This is a genomic window from Sphingomonas sp., from assembly GCF_024508665.1.
Lineage (GTDB): Bacteria > Pseudomonadota > Alphaproteobacteria > Sphingomonadales > Sphingomonadaceae > Sphingomonas.
In genome coordinates this window covers 577,116-593,759 of the sequence record NZ_JANINP010000001.1, presented here as the reverse complement: position 1 = coordinate 593,759, position 16,644 = coordinate 577,116, and the positions used below count along the sequence as shown (strand labels likewise).

The 16,644-nt window shown below is 64.4% G+C and carries 14 protein-coding genes; 8 read left to right on the top strand and 6 right to left on the bottom strand.

The annotated features are described in order from the left end of the window. Nucleotides 1-79 precede the first annotated feature (79 nt). Complete coding sequence (gene purF, locus Q0L25_RS02750; protein WP_296611375.1) at nucleotides 80-1,537, top strand: amidophosphoribosyltransferase; 1,458 nt, start codon at nucleotides 80-82, stop codon at nucleotides 1,535-1,537. A 1-nt stretch (nucleotide 1,538) separates the two neighbouring features. After that, nucleotides 1,539-2,246: an SDR family NAD(P)-dependent oxidoreductase gene (locus tag Q0L25_RS02745; protein WP_296611374.1), complete on the top strand. Its 708-nt coding sequence runs from the start codon at nucleotides 1,539-1,541 to the stop codon at nucleotides 2,244-2,246. Nucleotides 2,247-2,326: 80 nt separating this feature from the next. Here Q0L25_RS02745 and Q0L25_RS02740 read toward each other — a convergent pair whose 3' ends face one another. The 6 genes from Q0L25_RS02740 to Q0L25_RS02715 form a co-directional block, all read right to left on the bottom strand. After that, nucleotides 2,327-3,484, bottom strand: a complete 1,158-nt coding sequence (locus Q0L25_RS02740) for a serine hydrolase (protein ID WP_296611373.1) — start codon at nucleotides 3,482-3,484, stop codon at nucleotides 2,327-2,329. Further along, nucleotides 3,484-4,710 (bottom strand): cyclopropane-fatty-acyl-phospholipid synthase family protein, encoded by a 1,227-nt coding sequence (locus Q0L25_RS02735; RefSeq protein WP_296611372.1) that lies wholly within the window; start codon nucleotides 4,708-4,710, stop codon nucleotides 3,484-3,486. Before Q0L25_RS02735 ends, Q0L25_RS02740 begins: the two co-directional genes overlap by 1 nt. 50 nt (nucleotides 4,711-4,760) lie before the next feature. Beyond that, nucleotides 4,761-6,134, bottom strand: a complete 1,374-nt coding sequence (locus Q0L25_RS02730) for a deoxyribodipyrimidine photo-lyase (protein WP_296611371.1) — start codon at nucleotides 6,132-6,134, stop codon at nucleotides 4,761-4,763. A gap of 286 nt (nucleotides 6,135-6,420) precedes the next feature. After that, entirely contained in the window at nucleotides 6,421-7,455 is a 1,035-nt protein-coding gene (locus Q0L25_RS02725) for a 2-oxoacid:ferredoxin oxidoreductase subunit beta (protein ID WP_296611370.1), read from the bottom strand. Between the two features lie 11 nt (nucleotides 7,456-7,466). Then, on the bottom strand, nucleotides 7,467-9,443 hold the full coding sequence (locus Q0L25_RS02720; RefSeq protein ID WP_296611369.1) for a 2-oxoacid:acceptor oxidoreductase subunit alpha: 1,977 nt from the start codon (nucleotides 9,441-9,443) through the stop codon (nucleotides 7,467-7,469). 193 nt (nucleotides 9,444-9,636) lie between these two features. After that, the gene (locus tag Q0L25_RS02715) at nucleotides 9,637-10,548 is read right to left on the bottom strand and encodes a histone deacetylase (RefSeq protein WP_296611368.1); all 912 of its coding nucleotides are present in this window, start codon (nucleotides 10,546-10,548) and stop codon (nucleotides 9,637-9,639) included. Between the two features lie 52 nt (nucleotides 10,549-10,600). Here Q0L25_RS02715 and Q0L25_RS02710 point away from each other — a divergent pair, with 52 nt between their 5' ends. The 6 genes from Q0L25_RS02710 (at nucleotide 10,601) to Q0L25_RS02685 (ending at nucleotide 16,572) form a co-directional block, all read left to right on the top strand. Continuing rightward, a complete protein-coding gene (locus tag Q0L25_RS02710) occupies nucleotides 10,601-11,575 on the top strand; it encodes an alpha/beta hydrolase (protein WP_296611367.1) in 975 nt (324 codons plus the stop codon). Continuing rightward, complete coding sequence (locus tag Q0L25_RS02705) at nucleotides 11,572-12,063, top strand: RNA pyrophosphohydrolase (RefSeq protein ID WP_296611366.1); 492 nt, start codon at nucleotides 11,572-11,574, stop codon at nucleotides 12,061-12,063. The genes Q0L25_RS02710 and Q0L25_RS02705 overlap by 4 nt, the downstream gene beginning before the upstream one ends. A 79-nt stretch (nucleotides 12,064-12,142) precedes the next feature. Next, entirely contained in the window at nucleotides 12,143-13,039 is an 897-nt protein-coding gene (locus tag Q0L25_RS02700) for a YdiY family protein (RefSeq protein WP_296611365.1), read from the top strand. 61 nt (nucleotides 13,040-13,100) lie between these two features. Beyond that, nucleotides 13,101-14,303 (top strand): hydrolase, encoded by a 1,203-nt coding sequence (locus tag Q0L25_RS02695; protein ID WP_296611364.1) that lies wholly within the window; start codon nucleotides 13,101-13,103, stop codon nucleotides 14,301-14,303. Then, a complete protein-coding gene (locus Q0L25_RS02690; RefSeq protein WP_296611363.1) occupies nucleotides 14,300-15,316 on the top strand; it encodes an arginine N-succinyltransferase in 1,017 nt (338 codons plus the stop codon). Before Q0L25_RS02695 ends, Q0L25_RS02690 begins: the two co-directional genes overlap by 4 nt. Further along, nucleotides 15,316-16,572, top strand: a complete 1,257-nt coding sequence (locus Q0L25_RS02685; protein WP_296611362.1) for an N-succinylarginine dihydrolase — start codon at nucleotides 15,316-15,318, stop codon at nucleotides 16,570-16,572. The genes Q0L25_RS02690 and Q0L25_RS02685 overlap by 1 nt, the downstream gene beginning before the upstream one ends. The last annotated feature ends 72 nt before the right edge of the window (nucleotides 16,573-16,644 follow it).

Here is a 16,644-nt window from a genome sequence, read left to right as displayed (position 1 = left end):
GACAAACCCGGCAGGCGTCACTATATGGCCGAGCGCCACAGCAGCACGGATCCTTGGGTCCGCACTGAGTACGGACACCATGCTGACCACGAATCCTTTTGACGACGACAAGCTCCGCGAGGAGTGCGGCATTTTCGGTGTGTCCGGTGCGGACGGCGCCGCGGCGCTGGTGGCGCTGGGGCTTCATGCGCTCCAGCATCGCGGACAGGAAGCGGCCGGCATCACCAGTTGGGACGGCAAGCATTTCCACAGCCACCGCGCGATGGGCCATGTCGCGGGGAATTTCGACAAGGACGAGATCATGGGCGGGCTGCGCGGGGCAACCGCCTGCGGCCATGTCCGCTACTCGACAACCGGCGAGACCGCGCTGAGGAACGTCCAGCCGCTCTACGCCGAACTCGCCAGCGGCGGGTTCGCGGTCGCGCATAACGGCAATATCTCCAACGCTTTCCGTCTGCGCAACGACCTCGTTCAGCGCGGCGCGATCTTCCAGTCGACCAGCGATACCGAAGTCATCATCCATCTGGTCGCGACCAGCTCGTATCGCGATCCGCTCGACAAATTCGTCGATGCATTGCGCCGGGTGGAGGGTGCCTATTCGCTGATCGTTATGACGCCGACCGGGATGATGGCGTGCCGCGATCCGCTTGGCATCCGCCCGTTGGTGATGGGCAAATTGGGCGAAGCGATCATCTTCGCTTCCGAAACCGTCGCCCTCGACGTGGTCGGGGCCGAATTCGTTCGCTCGGTCGATCCGGGCGAGCTGATCATCATAGAGGACGGCAAGCTGCGCTCGCTGCGCCCATTCGGCCAGACCGCGCCGCGGCCGTGCATCTTCGAGTGGGTCTATTTCTCGCGGCCCGATTCGATCGCCGGCGACCAGTCGGTCTATTCGGTCCGAAAGGCGATCGGCGCGCAGCTCGCGATCGAATCGCCGGTCGAGGCCGATCTGGTCATCCCGGTGCCCGATTCGGGCGTGCCCGCCGCGATCGGCTATGCTCAGCAATCGGGTATCCCGTTCGAGCTCGGCATCATCCGCTCGCATTATGTCGGCCGCACCTTCATCCAGCCGGGCGCCGAAGTCCGCCGCCTGGGCGTGAAGCTCAAGCACAATGCCAATCGCGCGCTGATCAAGGACAAGTCGATCATCCTGGTCGACGATTCGATCGTGCGCGGCACGACCAGCCTCAAGATCGTCGAGATGATGCGCGAAGCCGGGGCGCGCGAAGTGCATATGCGCATCGCTTCACCGCCGACCACGCATTCCTGTTTCTACGGCGTCGATACGCCGGAGCGTGAGAAGCTGCTTGCCTCGCGCTATTCGGTCCCCGGCATGACCGATTTCATCCATGCCGACAGTCTGGCGTTCGTGTCGATCGACGGCCTGTACAAGGCGCTGGGCGAAGCGGGGCGCAACGGCCCGGCTCCCAAATATTGCGACGCCTGCTTCACCGGCGATTATCCGACGGTGCTGACCGATTACAGCGACGCGCATATGGACGAGCAACTCGCTCTTCACCCCGAAGCCGCGGAATAACATGACGAAAAGATTTGACGGCCAGCTCGCGCTGGTGACCGGCGCGAGCCGTGGGATCGGCGCCGCCACCGCCAAGGCGCTCGCGGCGGAGGGTGCCCACGTGATCCTGACCGCGCGTACCGCCGGCGCGCTCGAGCAGGTCGAGGAAGCGATCCATGCCGCAGGCGGCACCGCGACCATCGCGCCGCTCGATCTGATCGAAACCGACAGCATCGCGCGGTTGGCGAGCGCGGTCGCCGAACGCTGGGGAACACTCGATATCCTCGTGCTCAACGCCGCGACGCTCGGTTCGCTGTCGGCGGTCCAGGCGATCGATCCCAAGGAGTTCGCCAAGGTCATGACGCTCAACGTCAGCGCACAACAGGCGCTGATCGCCGCGTTCGATTCGGCGTTGCGCAAATCTGCGCGCGCGCGGGTGGTCGGGATCACGTCGAAGGTCGGCCGCCAGCCGCGTGCCTTCTGGGGCGCGTACGGTGCGTCCAAGGCGGCGTTCGGGACATTGGTGCAAGCCTATGGAGAGGAGGTCGAGGGAATTAGCAACATCCGCGTTGCCCTGCTCGACCCCGGTGCCACCCGAACAGCAATGCGCGAGCGGGCCTATCCGGGCGAGGATCCCGCCAGCGTCAAGCCGCCGGAAGTGGTGGCGGACAAGATCGTCGAGTTGGTCGCGAACGATTTCCCGTCGGGACATGTCGAACGCGTCGATTGAGGCACCGCCATAGCCTCTCTTCCAACGTCACCCCGGAACAAGGCCCGGGTGACGATGTAGTCCGGGGAAGCTGGCAGCTCTCAATCCGCGGCGGTCTCGATCTTCTTCCAGAATTCTGCTCGCTCCGCCGATAGCTTTTCGGCCGTGGCGGTCGGCCACGACCCCGACATGACGACGACCAGCTTCTTCGCCGGATCGACCATGATGCTCTGGCCGAAAATGCCGAGCGCGGCGAAGCGGCCGCCGGGCATCGTCCACCATTGATAGCCATAGCCGAAGCCCCCTTCGTCCTTGGGGATCGGCACCTGGTTGGTCGTCGCGCTGGCGAACCAGCCGTCGGGCACCACGCCCTTGCCGCCTGACAGCGCGAACATTCCCATCCGGGCATAATCGCGCAAGTTTACCGACAGGCAGCATCCGCTGACCTCGCTTCCTGCCGGGTTGGTCATCCAGAACGCGTCGCGCTCCATTCCCCACGGCTTCCACACCTTCTCGGTCAGATAGTCGGCCAGACTCTTTTTGGTCGCGCGCTCGACCAGCACGCCGATCAGATTGGTCTCGCCGGTCTTGTAGACCCATTTCGTCCCCGGCGCGCTCTCGCGCGGCAGCTTCTTCATGTACCAGACGGTCGGATCCTGCCCCGCCGGCACCCCATCGGAGAACATCCGAGCCACATCGGATTTGGGATCGGTATAATCCTCGTTCCACTTCACGCCCGACGTCATCGTCAGGAGCTGACGCACCGTCACGCCGTCATACCCGCCGCCGGCGAGATCGGGGATGTATCGCGTCACCGGATCGTCGATCGACTTGATATACCCATCACGGATCGCAGCGCCGACCAAGGTCGAGGTGAACGATTTGGCGACCGAGAAGCTGGTCCAGCGGCCATTCGCGCCGTACCCGAGCCCGTAGCGTTCGAGCCGGATCTTCCCATCCTGCACCACGATCAGCCCGGCAATATTCAGGTCGGCCATGCCAGCTTTGACGGCCGCCTCCGCGATCGGAAGCGGTTTACCATTGGGTAGCGGCCGGACCCTGGTACCGGCCTTGACGACATGGCCGGGGAAGATCTTCTCCATCTCGCGGAAATTCTGGTCGCGTTGCGCCTGGCTCCAGAACAGCACCTCCGCGCCGACCTGGCGAAGCTTGGTCGCATTGTCCGGAGTCACCGTGACCGATTGTGCCGATGCCACGCCCGCGAGAACGAGCGCCGCGAGAAAACCTACCCCCTTCATTACCCCTCCTTGACGAGCGTGATCTGCGCGACCTCGATCCCGCCACCGCGAAATCCGCCTTCACAATACATTAGATAGAATCGCCACAAACCAATGAAATGCTTGTCGAACCGCTCAGGCAATCTGCCTGCGGCAACAACCGCGTCGAACGCTTCGCGCCAACGTTTCAACGTCTCGGCATAATCCAGCCGGAAGGCGTGCCGATCGCGCCATGCCAATCCCACCTTCTCCGCCAGCGCCTGAAAGCGACTTTCCGATAACAGCATGCCGCCCGGAAACACGTAACGCTGGATGAAATCCACATTGCGCGCATAGCCTTCGAACATCGCGTCATCGATCGCGATATATTGGATCGCGGCGCGTCCCCCGGCCTTGAGCGCGCGGGCGATCGCGGCGAGGTAATCGGGCCAATATTCCTCGCCCACCGCCTCGACCATCTCGATGCTGGCGACGCCGTCATAGGTGCCGGTCACGTCGCGATAGTCGACCAGTTCGATCTCGACCTGATCGAAACCCTGCCACGCCATACGGGCATCGGCATAGGCCTTTTGTTCGGTCGAGAGCGTGATGCCGTGGACACCTATGCCCGCTTTCGCCGCGGTCTCGGCAAACGACCCCCAGCCGCACCCGATCTCCAGGATGCGATCGCCGGGATTGGTCGCGGTTCGCGCCAGGATCGCGGCGAGCTTGGCGCGCTGCGCTTCCTCGAGGCTCTCCTCAGGCCTTTCGAACATCGCGCTCGAATAGGTCATCGTCGGATCGAGCCACAATTCGTAGAATTCGTTGCCCAGATCATAATGGTCGTGAATGTTGCGCCGGGCGCCGGCGCGGTCGTTGCGGTGCGCTTTGTGCCACAAGCGGCGCAACAGCCGCCACACGCCCTGCGCTCGGCCCGTGCCTGCGAGACTATGCCGGTTTAGCGAGAAGAGCTCGAAGAGCGCCACCGGATCCGGGCTTTCCCATTCGCCCGCCGCCCAAGCCTCGTACCAGCCGGCCGAGCCAGCGGTCGCCAGCCGCCAAAGGGCCCGCCAATTGTTGAGGATGACGATCGCCTCGGGCCCGGGCGCACGGCCGCCAAGCCGCATCGGCGCACCGCCTTTGGGTAACGAGACGGTAATTGCGCCTTGATCGAGGCTTTTGTCGATGCGCGCCAACAGCCGTCGCCCGATCGGCGCGAACGGTCCTCCGCGGCTGCGCTGCCCCCTATCGCTCGTAGGCGCATCCATGCCTTTCCTCAAAGCATGTCGCAGACGTTTCGCCAAGTGATTTGGGTGAGTTATCGCACCATTTTGGCCGCGGTCAGGGCCCGCTCGCGCGCTTCGCGATGACCGATCAGCTTGGCGGGATAACCCGGCGGCCGGCATCCCGCCTGCTCGGGATCGTGGATCGCCGGATCGGGGATGTGGGCCAGTTCGGGTACCCATTGGCGAATATAGTCGCCTGCGTCGAACTTCTCCGATTGAGTCAGCGGGGCCATGATGCGGCCCCACATATTGGCATCGATCCCGGTGCCGGCGACCCATTGCCAATTGACGCTGTTATTACCGTAATCGGCATCGACCAGCGTGTCCCAGAACCATTGCTCCCCTTCGCGCCAATCGATCAGCAAGTGCTTGATCAGGAACGACGCTGCGATCATCCGCACGCGATTGTGCATCCAGCCGGTCGCCCAAAGCTGACGCATCCCGGCATCGACGATCGGATAGCCCGTCTCGCCGCGCTGCCACGCCCGCAGGTCGTCTTGCGCAGCCTTGCCCGAGCGCCAGGGAAGGTCGTCGAACCGCTCACGGCCGTTTTTGGCGCCATAATCAGGCAATTGCAGGATGACGTTCTGGGCGTAATCGCGCCAGGCGAGTTCGCTCAGGAAGACCGACGACGACCCGCCCTTTCCCGCCATCCGGTGCCAGACATAGCCAGGCGAGACCTCGCCGAAATGGAGATGCGGCGACAGGCGCGAGCTCCCCTCGATCGACGGCAGGTTGCGCGTCTCGTCATAGCGCGCAACTTCGTCAACGAAGTCGTCGACCCGGTCGTGTGCTCCACCTTCGCCCGGCACCCATTCTTTGGCGAAACCGGCTGCCCAATTCGGCTTGGTCGGTAGCAGGTCCCAGTCGCTCAGCCTTTCGGTTTGCGGCCAGCGAGATGGCGCCGGAATTGCACGGGGCCGGTCGAGCGGATGCCCCGGCGGCATGACATCGCGCAACGCCCGCCAGAACGGCGTGTAGATTTTGTACGGCTCGCCGCTGCCGCTGGTGATGGATCCGGGCGGGGCGAGATAATTGCCGTCGTGACAGACCAGATTGAGCCGTTTTGCCACTGCACGCTCGGCATTGCGCCACCAGGGTTCGTAATGCCGGATTGCGTGGACCGTATCGGCGCCCACGTCTTCGGCGACCTCGCCGAGTTCCTCGTCGCATTTCCCCCGCCGCAGGATCAGCCGCGATCCTTTCTCGCGCAGGGCCTTGTCGAGCGCGTCCAGGCTATGATGCAGCCACCAGCGCGAGGCGGCACCCATTTTGCGATGCTTCGGAGTCTCGTCGTCGAGGACGTAGATTGGAATGACCGGCCCCTGTTGGACCGCCGCCAGCAATGCCGGCTGGTCGGCGAGCCTGAGGTCCCGGCGCAGCCAGAGAAGGGTCGGTGCAGTCATTGGCGCTCGTTAAGAAAGGTTGATTCACGCGGAGGCACGGAGGCGCGAAGAAGATCTGCATTCAGAACGATCATCGCGCCACAACGCCGTGGTCGCCGACTTGTGCCGACCTGACCGGTTCGCGCAGAGGCGCTGAAAGCTCGGCATTTCATAGAGCGTCGCGACGCGAAGCTCGCGTAAGTCATGAGCCTGCAGCCGAGACCACCAACTTTGCGCCCTTTGCGCCTCTGCGCGAAAACCCGAACCGACGCGACTTCATCTTCGCGCCTCCGCGTGAATCAAAGACTTATTCGGGGCGCGGCTCTTTCTCGACCTGCCAGGTCTGCCCCTGGCTCAGCAGTTTCTGCAGGTCCGGCTTCTTGCCCTCGCTCGCTTGCTTGTTCTGCGCGATGACCGCGCTGTCGAAGGTCGGGGCGGGATCGTCGTAGATCACACCCAGCGCCATCGGAAACGCGCCGAACGGCATTTCGACCAACATGTGCGCGAGCCCGCGGTTGGTCTGGTCATGAACCGCGACGCCGGCGCCTTGCCAATCGCCGTCGACCACGTCGACGACCTTCAGGACCAGCCGGTCGGTGTCCATCGTCAGCCCCTTGGTGCCGTTCGCGAACAGCAATGGCTGGCCGTGTTCGACCCACAGCTGATGCCCGGGAGCATTGGCCTTTTCCGTGAAGGCCGCGAACACGTCGTCATTATAGACGATGCAGTTTTGGAAGATCTCGACGAAGCCGGCGCCCTGATGGGCATAGGCCGCCTTGAGCACCGCGGGCAGGTTCTTGTGGACGTCGATCCCGCGCGCGACGAACCGCGCGCCCGATCCGAGCGCGAAGGCGCACGGCTTGGCCGGATGATCGACCGAGCCGAACGGGGTCGACGGCGAGCGGGTACCCTCGCGGCTGGTCGGCGAGTATTGCCCCTTGGTCAGGCCGTAAATCTCGTTGTTGAACAACAAGATCTGGCAATTCAGGTTACGCCGCAACAAGTGCATCGTGTGGTTGCCGCCGATCGACAGCGCGTCGCCGTCGCCGGTGATGATCCATACGTCGAGATCGGGATTGGCGAGCTTGACCCCCGTCGCCACCGCCGGCGCGCGGCCATGGATCGTATGGAAGCCATAGGTCTCCATGTAATAGGGAAAACGCGACGAGCAGCCAATGCCGCTGACGAACACGGTGTTTTCGGGCCGCGCGCCGATCTCGGGCATAGTCCGCTGCACCGCCTTCAGGATCGCATAATCGCCGCAACCCGGGCACCAGCGCACTTCCTGGTCGGTTTCCCAATCCTTGGGCAGCGACTTTTGCGGCGGGGTCATGTCGTTCATCGGTAAATCCTTCAGCGCGACTGCGGCGACAGCGCGCCTGGCTTGGTGTGGCCATCATCATGACCGGCAACGGGATTGGGCAATTGCGTCTGATCGGCCGGCACCTGGCCGCCCGATCCGCCGGCGAGGATCGCATCGATCGCAGCTTCGATCTCGGCGATGCGGAAAGGCTGGCCCGACACCTTGTTGAGCGGCTTGGCGTCGACCAGATATTGATCGCGCAGCACCGTCTTGAGTTGACCAGTGTTCATTTCCGGTACGAGGATCTTCTCGTAACCCTTGAGCAAATCGCCGAGATTGGCCGGCATGGGCCAGATGTGGCGGAGGTGGATGTGGCTGACATTAAGCCCCTTGCGCCTCGCACACTTCACCGCCTGATGAATCGGTCCAAAGGTCGAGCCCCAGCCGACCACCGCGAGCTTGCCGCCGGGATTGCCTATCTCGATCGTCTGGTCGGGCACCTTGATCCCGTCGACCTTCGCCTTGCGGGTGTTGGTCATTTCCTGATGGTTGGCGGGCGAATAATCGATATTCCCCGTGCCCTGCTTCTTCTCGATCCCGCCGATGCGGTGCAGCAGGCCCGGCGTGCCCGGCTTCACCCAGGGGCGCGCGAGCTTGTCGTCGCGGGCATAAGGCAGGAAGCCGCTGTCGGGCACCTTGTCCAGGAAGGTCACCGGGAACGGCGCATACTCGCTGACCTCGGGCACCTTCCAAGGTTCGGCGGCATTGGCGATATAGCCGTCGGTCAGCAGCATCACCGGGGTCATGTACTGTGTGGCGATGCGGCAGGCTTCGATCGCGACTTCGAATGCATCGGCGGGCGAGCGCGCGGCGACGACCGGCATCGGCGCATCGCCATTGCGACCATAGACCGCCTGATAGAGGTCCGATTGCTCTGTCTTGGTCGGGAGCCCGGTTGACGGGCCGCCACGCTGCGAGTTGACGATGACCAAGGGCAATTCGGTCATGATCGCGAGGCCGATCGCCTCGCCCTTGAGCGCGATGCCGGGGCCCGAAGACGACGTGACGCCGAGCTGACCGGCATAAGAGGCGCCGATCGCGCTCGCGACCGCCGCGATTTCGTCCTCCGCCTGGAAGGTCGTGACGCCATATTCCTTGAGCCGCGACAGATGATGCAGGATCGCCGAGGCGGGGGTGATCGGATAGCCGCCGAAGAACATCGGCAGATCGGCGAGCTGCGCGCCTGCTACCAGCCCCATAGAGATGGCTTCGGCGCCGGTCACGGTGCGGTACAGGCCCGGCTCGGCTGCCGCCGCCGGGACATGGTGCTGCTTGAGCGGACCCGATAGCTCGGCGGTCTCGCCATAAGCATGGCCGGCGTTGAGCGCGGCGATATTGGCCTCCGCCAGTGCCGGCGCCTTGGCGAACTTGGCCTTGAGCCAATCGATCAGCGGCTGGCGATCGCGGTCGAACATCCAGAGCGCGAGCCCCAGCGTCCACATATTCTTGCAGCGCAGGGCTTCCTTGTTGCCCAGCCCGAACGGCTTCACCGCCGCAACGGTCAGTGCGGAGATGTCGAATGCCAGCACTTGCCACTTGGCAAGGCTGCCGTCCTCGATCGGATTCGACTCGTACTTCGCCTTGGCGAGGTTGCGCTCGGTGAACTCGCCCGTGTCGGCGATGATCAATCCGCCAGGCTTGAGCTCATTGACATTGGTCTTGAGCGCCGCCGGGTTCATCGCCACCAACACGTCGAGCGCGTCGCCCGCGGTCTCGATCGAGGTCGACCCGAAATTGATCTGGAATGCCGACACCCCGAACAGCGTGCCCAGCGGGGCACGGATTTCGGCGGGAAAGTCGGGAAAGGTCGACAGGTCGTTGCCGGCAAGCGCCGTGGACAACGTGAACTGTCCCCCGGTCAGCTGCATGCCGTCGCCGGAATCCCCGGCGAAACGGACGACGATCGATTCTGCTTGTGGGTTTGCCGACGCCTCGGAGGGCGTCTCTTCGTGGACGGCGGTCGCCATGTCAGCACTAATTCCTGCGGTCGTGTTCGGAGGTCTCTCTAGGCGCGGGACCCCTTGGAGCCAACGTAGATACATTACATCCCCGTGAAAACCGTTCTTTGCCATACCGGCGAAACGAAAGTGCTGCGATTACGCCGCTGGGCTCGAAACATCATGCCCGTGGCCCGTTCAAACGGGCGGCCGCGAACGCCGCTTAGCGCTGTTTTAAGGCCTGACCCTCGAAGGCCGCACCCAAGGTCAGGATCGCCGCGACATGACGTCGCGCGATCGCCAGAACATCGTCGCCATAACCGCCACCGACCGTGCTGGCGAGCGGAAGGCCCCGCTCGATCGCCAGTCGAGCAACCAGCCGTTCGCGGCGTACCAGGCCGTCGTCGCTCAGATTTAGGCGGCCCAGCCTGTCGCCCGCGAACGGATCGACTCCCGCCTGATAGAGGATCAGGTCAGGACGCTCCGCATCGAGCAGCGGCGTCAGCGTCTCCCCCAGCGCGGCGAGATAGGCGTCGTCGCCCAGCCCATCCGGCAGTGCCACGTCAAGCGTCGAGCGCGCCTTGCGTGCCGGGAAATTCTTCTCCGCATGGATCGAATAGGTTGCGATTGCCGGGTGGCCGGCGGTCAACGCCGCGGTGCCGTCGCCCTGATGTACGTCGCAATCGACGATTAAGACGCGGCGCCCCTCCTCCGCGAGACGGATCGCCGCGATGGCGAGGTCGTTGAATACGCAATAGCCCGCACCGGTGTGCGCCAGTGCGTGGTGGCTGCCGCCCGCGCTATTGGCGGCAAAGCCGCGATCGAGCGCGAGCCGCGCCGCGAGATAGGTGCCGCCGGGAACGATCTGCGCCCGGTTGGCGACCATAGCATTGATTGGAAAACCGATCCGCCGCTCCTTCGCGCGCGGCACCCGGGCCTCGATCACTTCGGCGACATAATCTGGGTCGTGCGCGGCCTCCAACCACCGGAGCGGCATCATTTCGGGCTGAAACCACTCGATCGAATCGCCGGCATCGCGGAGCAAGTCGCGGATCGCGCCGTTCTTGTTCCATTGATAGCCGGATTTGGGTTGCCCTGGCGCGACATAGTCAGGGTGATGGACGACCGCGATCATAAGTTTTAACTTAAGACCTAAATTGCCAGACACCAGCGAGAGGATTACCCGAATGACCGAGCCCTTCGTCCGCCCCGACGTCCGCGGATTCCTCGATTTCCTCAACAACCTGCCCGGGCCCAAGATGCACGAGCTCGACGCGCCGACGGCGCGCCAGATGTATGTCGCGATGAAGGATGTCGGCGATCCGCCCGTGGGCGAGCTCGGTACGTTGCTCGACCTGTCCATCCCCGGCCCGGCGGGCGATATTCCAGCACGCCTGTACGATCCGCGCGCCAGCCGCGAGCCGGGCCCGGCGATCGTCTTCTTCCATGGCGGCGGGTTCGTGATCGGCGACCTCGAGAGCCACGGCAGCTTCACCGCCGAGATGGCGCGCGTGCTGGACTTGCCGGTGATCGCGGTCGATTATCGCCTCGCTCCCGAATTCCCCTGGCCCGCCGCGCCGGACGATTGCGAAGCGGCCGCGCGTTGGGTCGCGAACAGTCCCGCCGAACTGGGCCGCTCGGTCACCTCTTTGGTGTTGTGCGGCGACAGCGCCGGCGGTAACTTGGTCATTGTCACAGCGGCCGCCCTACGCGACCAGCCCGCTAAGATACCGGTGATCGCGCAATTGCCTTTCTATCCGGCGACCGACGCCAGCAAGGAATATCCGTCCTACGCCGAATTCGCCGAGGGCTATCTGCTGACCCGCGACAGCATGGAGTGGTTCATGGCGGCGTATAAGAGCGAAGCCGACCATATCCGCAGCTCGCCACTGCTCGGCGATCTTGCCGGCATGCCGCCGGCCGTGGTTGTGACCGGCGGGCTCGACCCGATCCGCGACCAGGGTCGCGCCTATGCCGCGGCACTGGCGCTGGCCGGCGTGCCCGTGGTGTTTCGCGAGGCCAAGGGCAATATCCACGGTTTCATCACGCTGCGGAAAGCGATCCCGTCGAGCGTCGGCGACGTGATGGGCGCTTTCGCGGCGCTCAAGGATATCATCGTAGAGGCCGAAGGCGATCGGGCGATGGCACAGGCGGCGGCATGAGCGACGCCCCGGCCAAGATCGACCTTCCCTATCGGCCCTGCGCCGGGGTCATGCTCCTCAATCGCGACGGGTTGGCGTTCGCGGGTCAGCGTATCGATACGACGATGGAAGCCTGGCAAATGCCGCAAGGCGGGATCGACCCCGGCGAAAGCGCGGGCCAGGCCGCCGTGCGCGAGCTCGACGAAGAAATCGGCGTGGGGCACGACAAGGTCGAATTGATCGCCCAGGCGCCGGGAGAATTCTATTACGATCTGCCTGACGAGCTGGTCGGCAAGGTGTGGAAGGGCAAGTGGCGCGGCCAGCGCCAGACCTGGTTCCTCTATCGTTTCCTGGGCGAGGATCTGGACATCAATCTGGCGACGACACATCCCGAATTCAGCACGTGGCGCTGGGTCGATCCCCACGACCTTCCGGCGCTGATCGTGCCGTTCAAGCGGAAGCTCTATGAAGACGTTATCGCGGCGTTTTCACCCTATCTGAATGGCTAGAAACCAATTCGCAACAATCCCTCAACGGATCGTCGCGTAACGGTTTTCATGGCAGGGTTGCTGTATTATGTCGCGCGTCATGCGCCTCCCCCTGCTTCTCGTCGCAGCAGCGCCGATGCTGCTCGCCAACGCCGATCCTGCATCTATTCCGCCCCAGATCAAGACGATGCTCGACGCGGCGCTCGCCTCGGGCAACGAAGGCGACGTGGCGACGATCATGAAATATGCCGGGACGGCTTCGCCAGACAGCAAGGAAGCCATCGCCAAGCTGGTCGATGATTGGAAGAAGAAGCGTAACGAGGAAAAGACCGCCAAGTTGCAGGAAGCAGGCTTCTTCGACTTGTGGTCGGGACGCGCCGAGCTGGGCGGGTTCATTTCGACCGGCAACAGCGAGAGCCAAGGCGTTTCCGCGTCGCTTGCTCTGACTCGCAACGGACTCGACTGGCGCCAGAAATTCAAGGCTCAGGTGGATTACCAACGCAGCCTGGGTGTCACCTCGCGCGAACATTATCTGGCGGCCTGGGAGCCCAATTGGAAGATCGACGACCGCTCGTACATCTATGGGTCGGGGCAATTCGAAAGCGACCGTTTCCTTGGCTATACAACGCGATATTCGGTATCGGCCGGCGCCGGCTACAGCGCCCTCAAGGGCAACAGGCTGAAGCTCGATCTCGAACTTGGCCCGGCCTATCGCGCGACCAGCTTTACCGATGGCGAGACCGAACGCAGCATCGCTGCGCGCGGGAGCGTGGATTTCGCCTGGAAGCTCTCACCCGGCCTGCAATTGACCCAGAATGCCTCCGCTTATGTCGAGCGCTACAATTCGACGGTTACCGGCACGACCGCGCTCAACGCCAAGGTGCTCGGTCCGCTATCCGCCCAGCTATCGTACAACGTTCAATACGAAAGCATGCCGCCCGAAGGCCGCGTGACCACCGACCAGATCAGCCGGGCCGGATTGGTCTACGCTTTCTGATCCATTCCCGCCCTTCGGGTCACGGCTTCACCAATCGACCGCGACCGCCTAGAGCGGTAGCATGACGGAGACGATGGACGCCGCGATCCTCGAGCGCGTGCGCAACGAGCCGATGCTCGCGCACACCCGCGCCTGGGCCGCGATCAATAGCGGGACGCGCAATCTTGCGGGTCTGAAGACGATGGCGGCGACGCTGGCCGATGCCTTTTCCGCGCTGCCCGGAAAGGTCGAGCTGGTCGAGCCAGCTCCTGCAACCAGCGTCGCGCCGGATGGCCATGTCAGCGCGCTCGACCATGGCCGGCACCTCGTCGTCCGCGTGCGGCCCGACGCGCCTGTCCGGATGCTGTTCACCGGCCATATGGACACGGTCTATCCGATCGATCATCCATTCCAGCAGCAGGTGTTCCTCGACCCCAATACGCTCAACGGTCCCGGCGTCGCCGACATGAAGGGCGGGTTGGCATTGCTGCTCGCAGCGTTGAAGGCAGTCGAGGCGTCCCCGCTGGCCAGCAGGATCGGCTATGACGTGATGATCAACTCGGACGAGGAGACCGGGTCGTTCTCTTCGTCGGCGCTGATCGCCGACCTGGCGCGCGACAAGGTCGCCGCGCTGACCTATGAACCCGCTCTGGCCGACGGTACGTTGGCCGGAGCGCGCGGCGGCACCGGTAATTTCTCGCTCGTCGTGCACGGCAGGAGCGCGCACGCCGGACGTAATCCCGATGACGGCCGCAACGCGATCGTCGCTGCGAGCGATCTCGCCGTGCGGCTGTTCGCGGCAAAGGAGGAAGGGCTCGCGGTCAATCCCGCGCGGATCGAAGGCGGCGGCCCGAACAATGTCGTTCCCGACCTTGCCATCCTCCGAATCAATTTCCGCCCATCCTCGCCCGAGGCGATCGCCCGCGCGCAGGCCGCAATCGACGACGCGATCGCCGCGGTCGCCACCGCGCGCGACGTGCGGATCGAGGCGCATGGCAGCTTCAACCGACCGCCCAAGCCGATCGACGCCGGCGCCGGCAAATTGTTCGACCTGGTCAAGCAGGTCGGCGCCGGGCTCGGCCTCGCGATCGGCTGGAAAGCGACCGGCGGCGTGTGCGACGGCAACAACATTGCTGCGGCGGGAGTACCCGTGGTCGACACGATGGGCGCCCGCGGCGGCGCGATCCACTCGGCCGATGAGTTCCTGCTGGTCGACAGCCTGCCCGAACGCGCGGCCTTGTCCGCGCTCACCATCATGCGCATCGCCGAAAAGGGGGGATTGTGAATTTCCGTATCCGTGCCGCGAACGACGAGGATCTCGACCATCTCTATGAGATGGCGAAGCTGACCGGCGGCGGCTTCACCAACCTGCCTGCCGATCGTCGCGCGCTCCGCCGCCGCCTCGCGCAGAGCAGCGCCGCTTTTGGCCGCGCCGAAGACACACTGGGCGACGACGTTTTCGTGTTGATGCTAGAAAATGTGGAGACCGGCGAGGTTCGCGGCACGTGCCAGATCTTCAGTCAGGTCGGCCAGCAGCATCCCTTTTACAGCTATCGCATCGGGACGCTGTCGCAGAAGAGCGAGGAGCTCAACCGGACCTTCCGGGCTGAAATGCTGACGCTGTCGACCGACCTCGAGGGGTGCAGCGAAGTCGGCGGGTTGTTCCTCCATCCCGGCGAGCGTGCGGGCGGGCTCGGTATGCTGCTCGCGCGCAGCCGTTATCTGTTCATCGCGATGCATCGGCAGCGTTTCGCCGAGCGTATCCTTGCCGAATTGCGCGGGATCATCGACGAAGCCGGTGGATCGCCGTTCTGGGATGGCCTGGCGGGGCGCTTCTTCGGGATGAACTTCCAGGACGCCGATCGCTTCAACGCGACTCACGGCCACCAGTTCATCGCCGACCTGTTCCCCAAACACCCGATCTACGTCGCCATGCTGACCGAGAGCGCGCGCAGCGTCATCGGCCTGCCCCATCCCTCGGGCCGTGCGGCAATGCGGATGCTGGAAAACGAAGGTTTCGCGTTCGAGAATTATATCGACATCTTCGACGGCGGACCGACCATGACTGCACGGACCGACAAGGTGCGCAGCATCGCCGAAGCGGTGACGAGTAAGGTGATCGCGATCGAGGATGACGGCGGTGAACGCGCGCTCGCGGCGGCCGGTCATCTGTCGAGCTTTCGCTGCGCCTTCGTCCAGTTGCGCACCGCGAGCGAGGGCGTGGTGATCGATCGCGCAGGGGCCGAAGCGCTTGGAGTCCGCGAGGGCGATGACATCACTCATGTCGGCCGCTTCTGATGCCGCTGGTCGAGATCAATTTCGATGGCGTGGTCGGTCCGAGCCATAATTATGCCGGCCTGAGCCTGGGCAATCTGGCCGCGACCGGCAATGCCGGATTGACCTCACGCCCGCTCGAGGCCGCGCTCGAAGGCGTAGAGAAGATGCGGGCCAATCTCCGGCTCGGTTTGACCCAGGGGCTTTTGCCGCCGCACGACCGGCCGGACGATCGCTGGCTCGCGGCGCTGGCGACCGATTACGCGTCAGCGCCATCGCATCTGAAGGCGCAAGCCTTGTCCGCTTCCCCCATGTGGGCAGCCAATGCGGCGACGGTGTCCCCTGCGCCCGACGCGGCCGACCGCCTGTGCCATCTGACCGTCGCCAATCTGGTGACGATGGCGCATCGCAGCCACGAATGGCCAGAGACGCTGGCGCAGCTCCGCCTCGCTTTCGCCGATCCGGCCTTCCTTGTGCACCCACCTATCCCCGCCCCGTTCGGCGACGAAGGTGCTGCCAACCATATGAGGCTGTGCGAACGCCACGGTGAGCCCGGCGTGGAGATCTTCGTTTACGGCGAAAGCGGTGGCCCCTTCCCCGCCCGCCAGCGCCGCGAAGCGTCGGAAGCGGTCGCGCGCGCACATCGCCTCGATCCGGCACGAACGATCTTCGCCCAGCAATCGGTCGAGGCAATCGCTGCGGGCACCTTTCACAACGACGTGGTCGCGGTCGCCAATGAACGCGTGCTGTTCGTGCACGAACTCGCCTTCGAGGATAAAGCCGGCCTCTATGCCGAGATCGCCGCGAAGGCGCCCTGGGCCGAGATCGTCGAGGTACCGGCGCATCGCGTCAGCCTTGCCGACGCCATCCAATCGTATCTGTTCAACGCGCAGCTGGTGACGCTCCCCGACGGCACGATGGCGCTGATCCTGCCGGGCGAGGCGCGTGGCAACGCCGCGGTCTGGTCGTGGCTCGGCGAGATGATCGCGGGTAATGGGCCGATCCGGCGCCTGGAAGTGGTCGACGTCCGGCAATCGATGCGCAACGGCGGTGGCCCGGCCTGCCTCAGGCTGCGCGTGGTGTGCGACCCCGCTACCGTCGATCCCCGCTTCCTGGTCGACGAGGCGAAGCTCGATCGAATCTCCGCGGTGATCGAGGCACATTGGCCCGAGGAGATCGCGATCGCCGAGATCGGCGACCCCGCATTGCTCGACCGCATCCGCATCGCGCGCCGCGCCTTGCTCGACGCTCTCCGTCTGGTCGAGCTGATCAGCCGCTAGGACCCGCGCCGGCTGACCGGGCCGTCTGTGGAGATCAACATTGGAATAATCCTCCCCCGCCAAGGGGAGGTG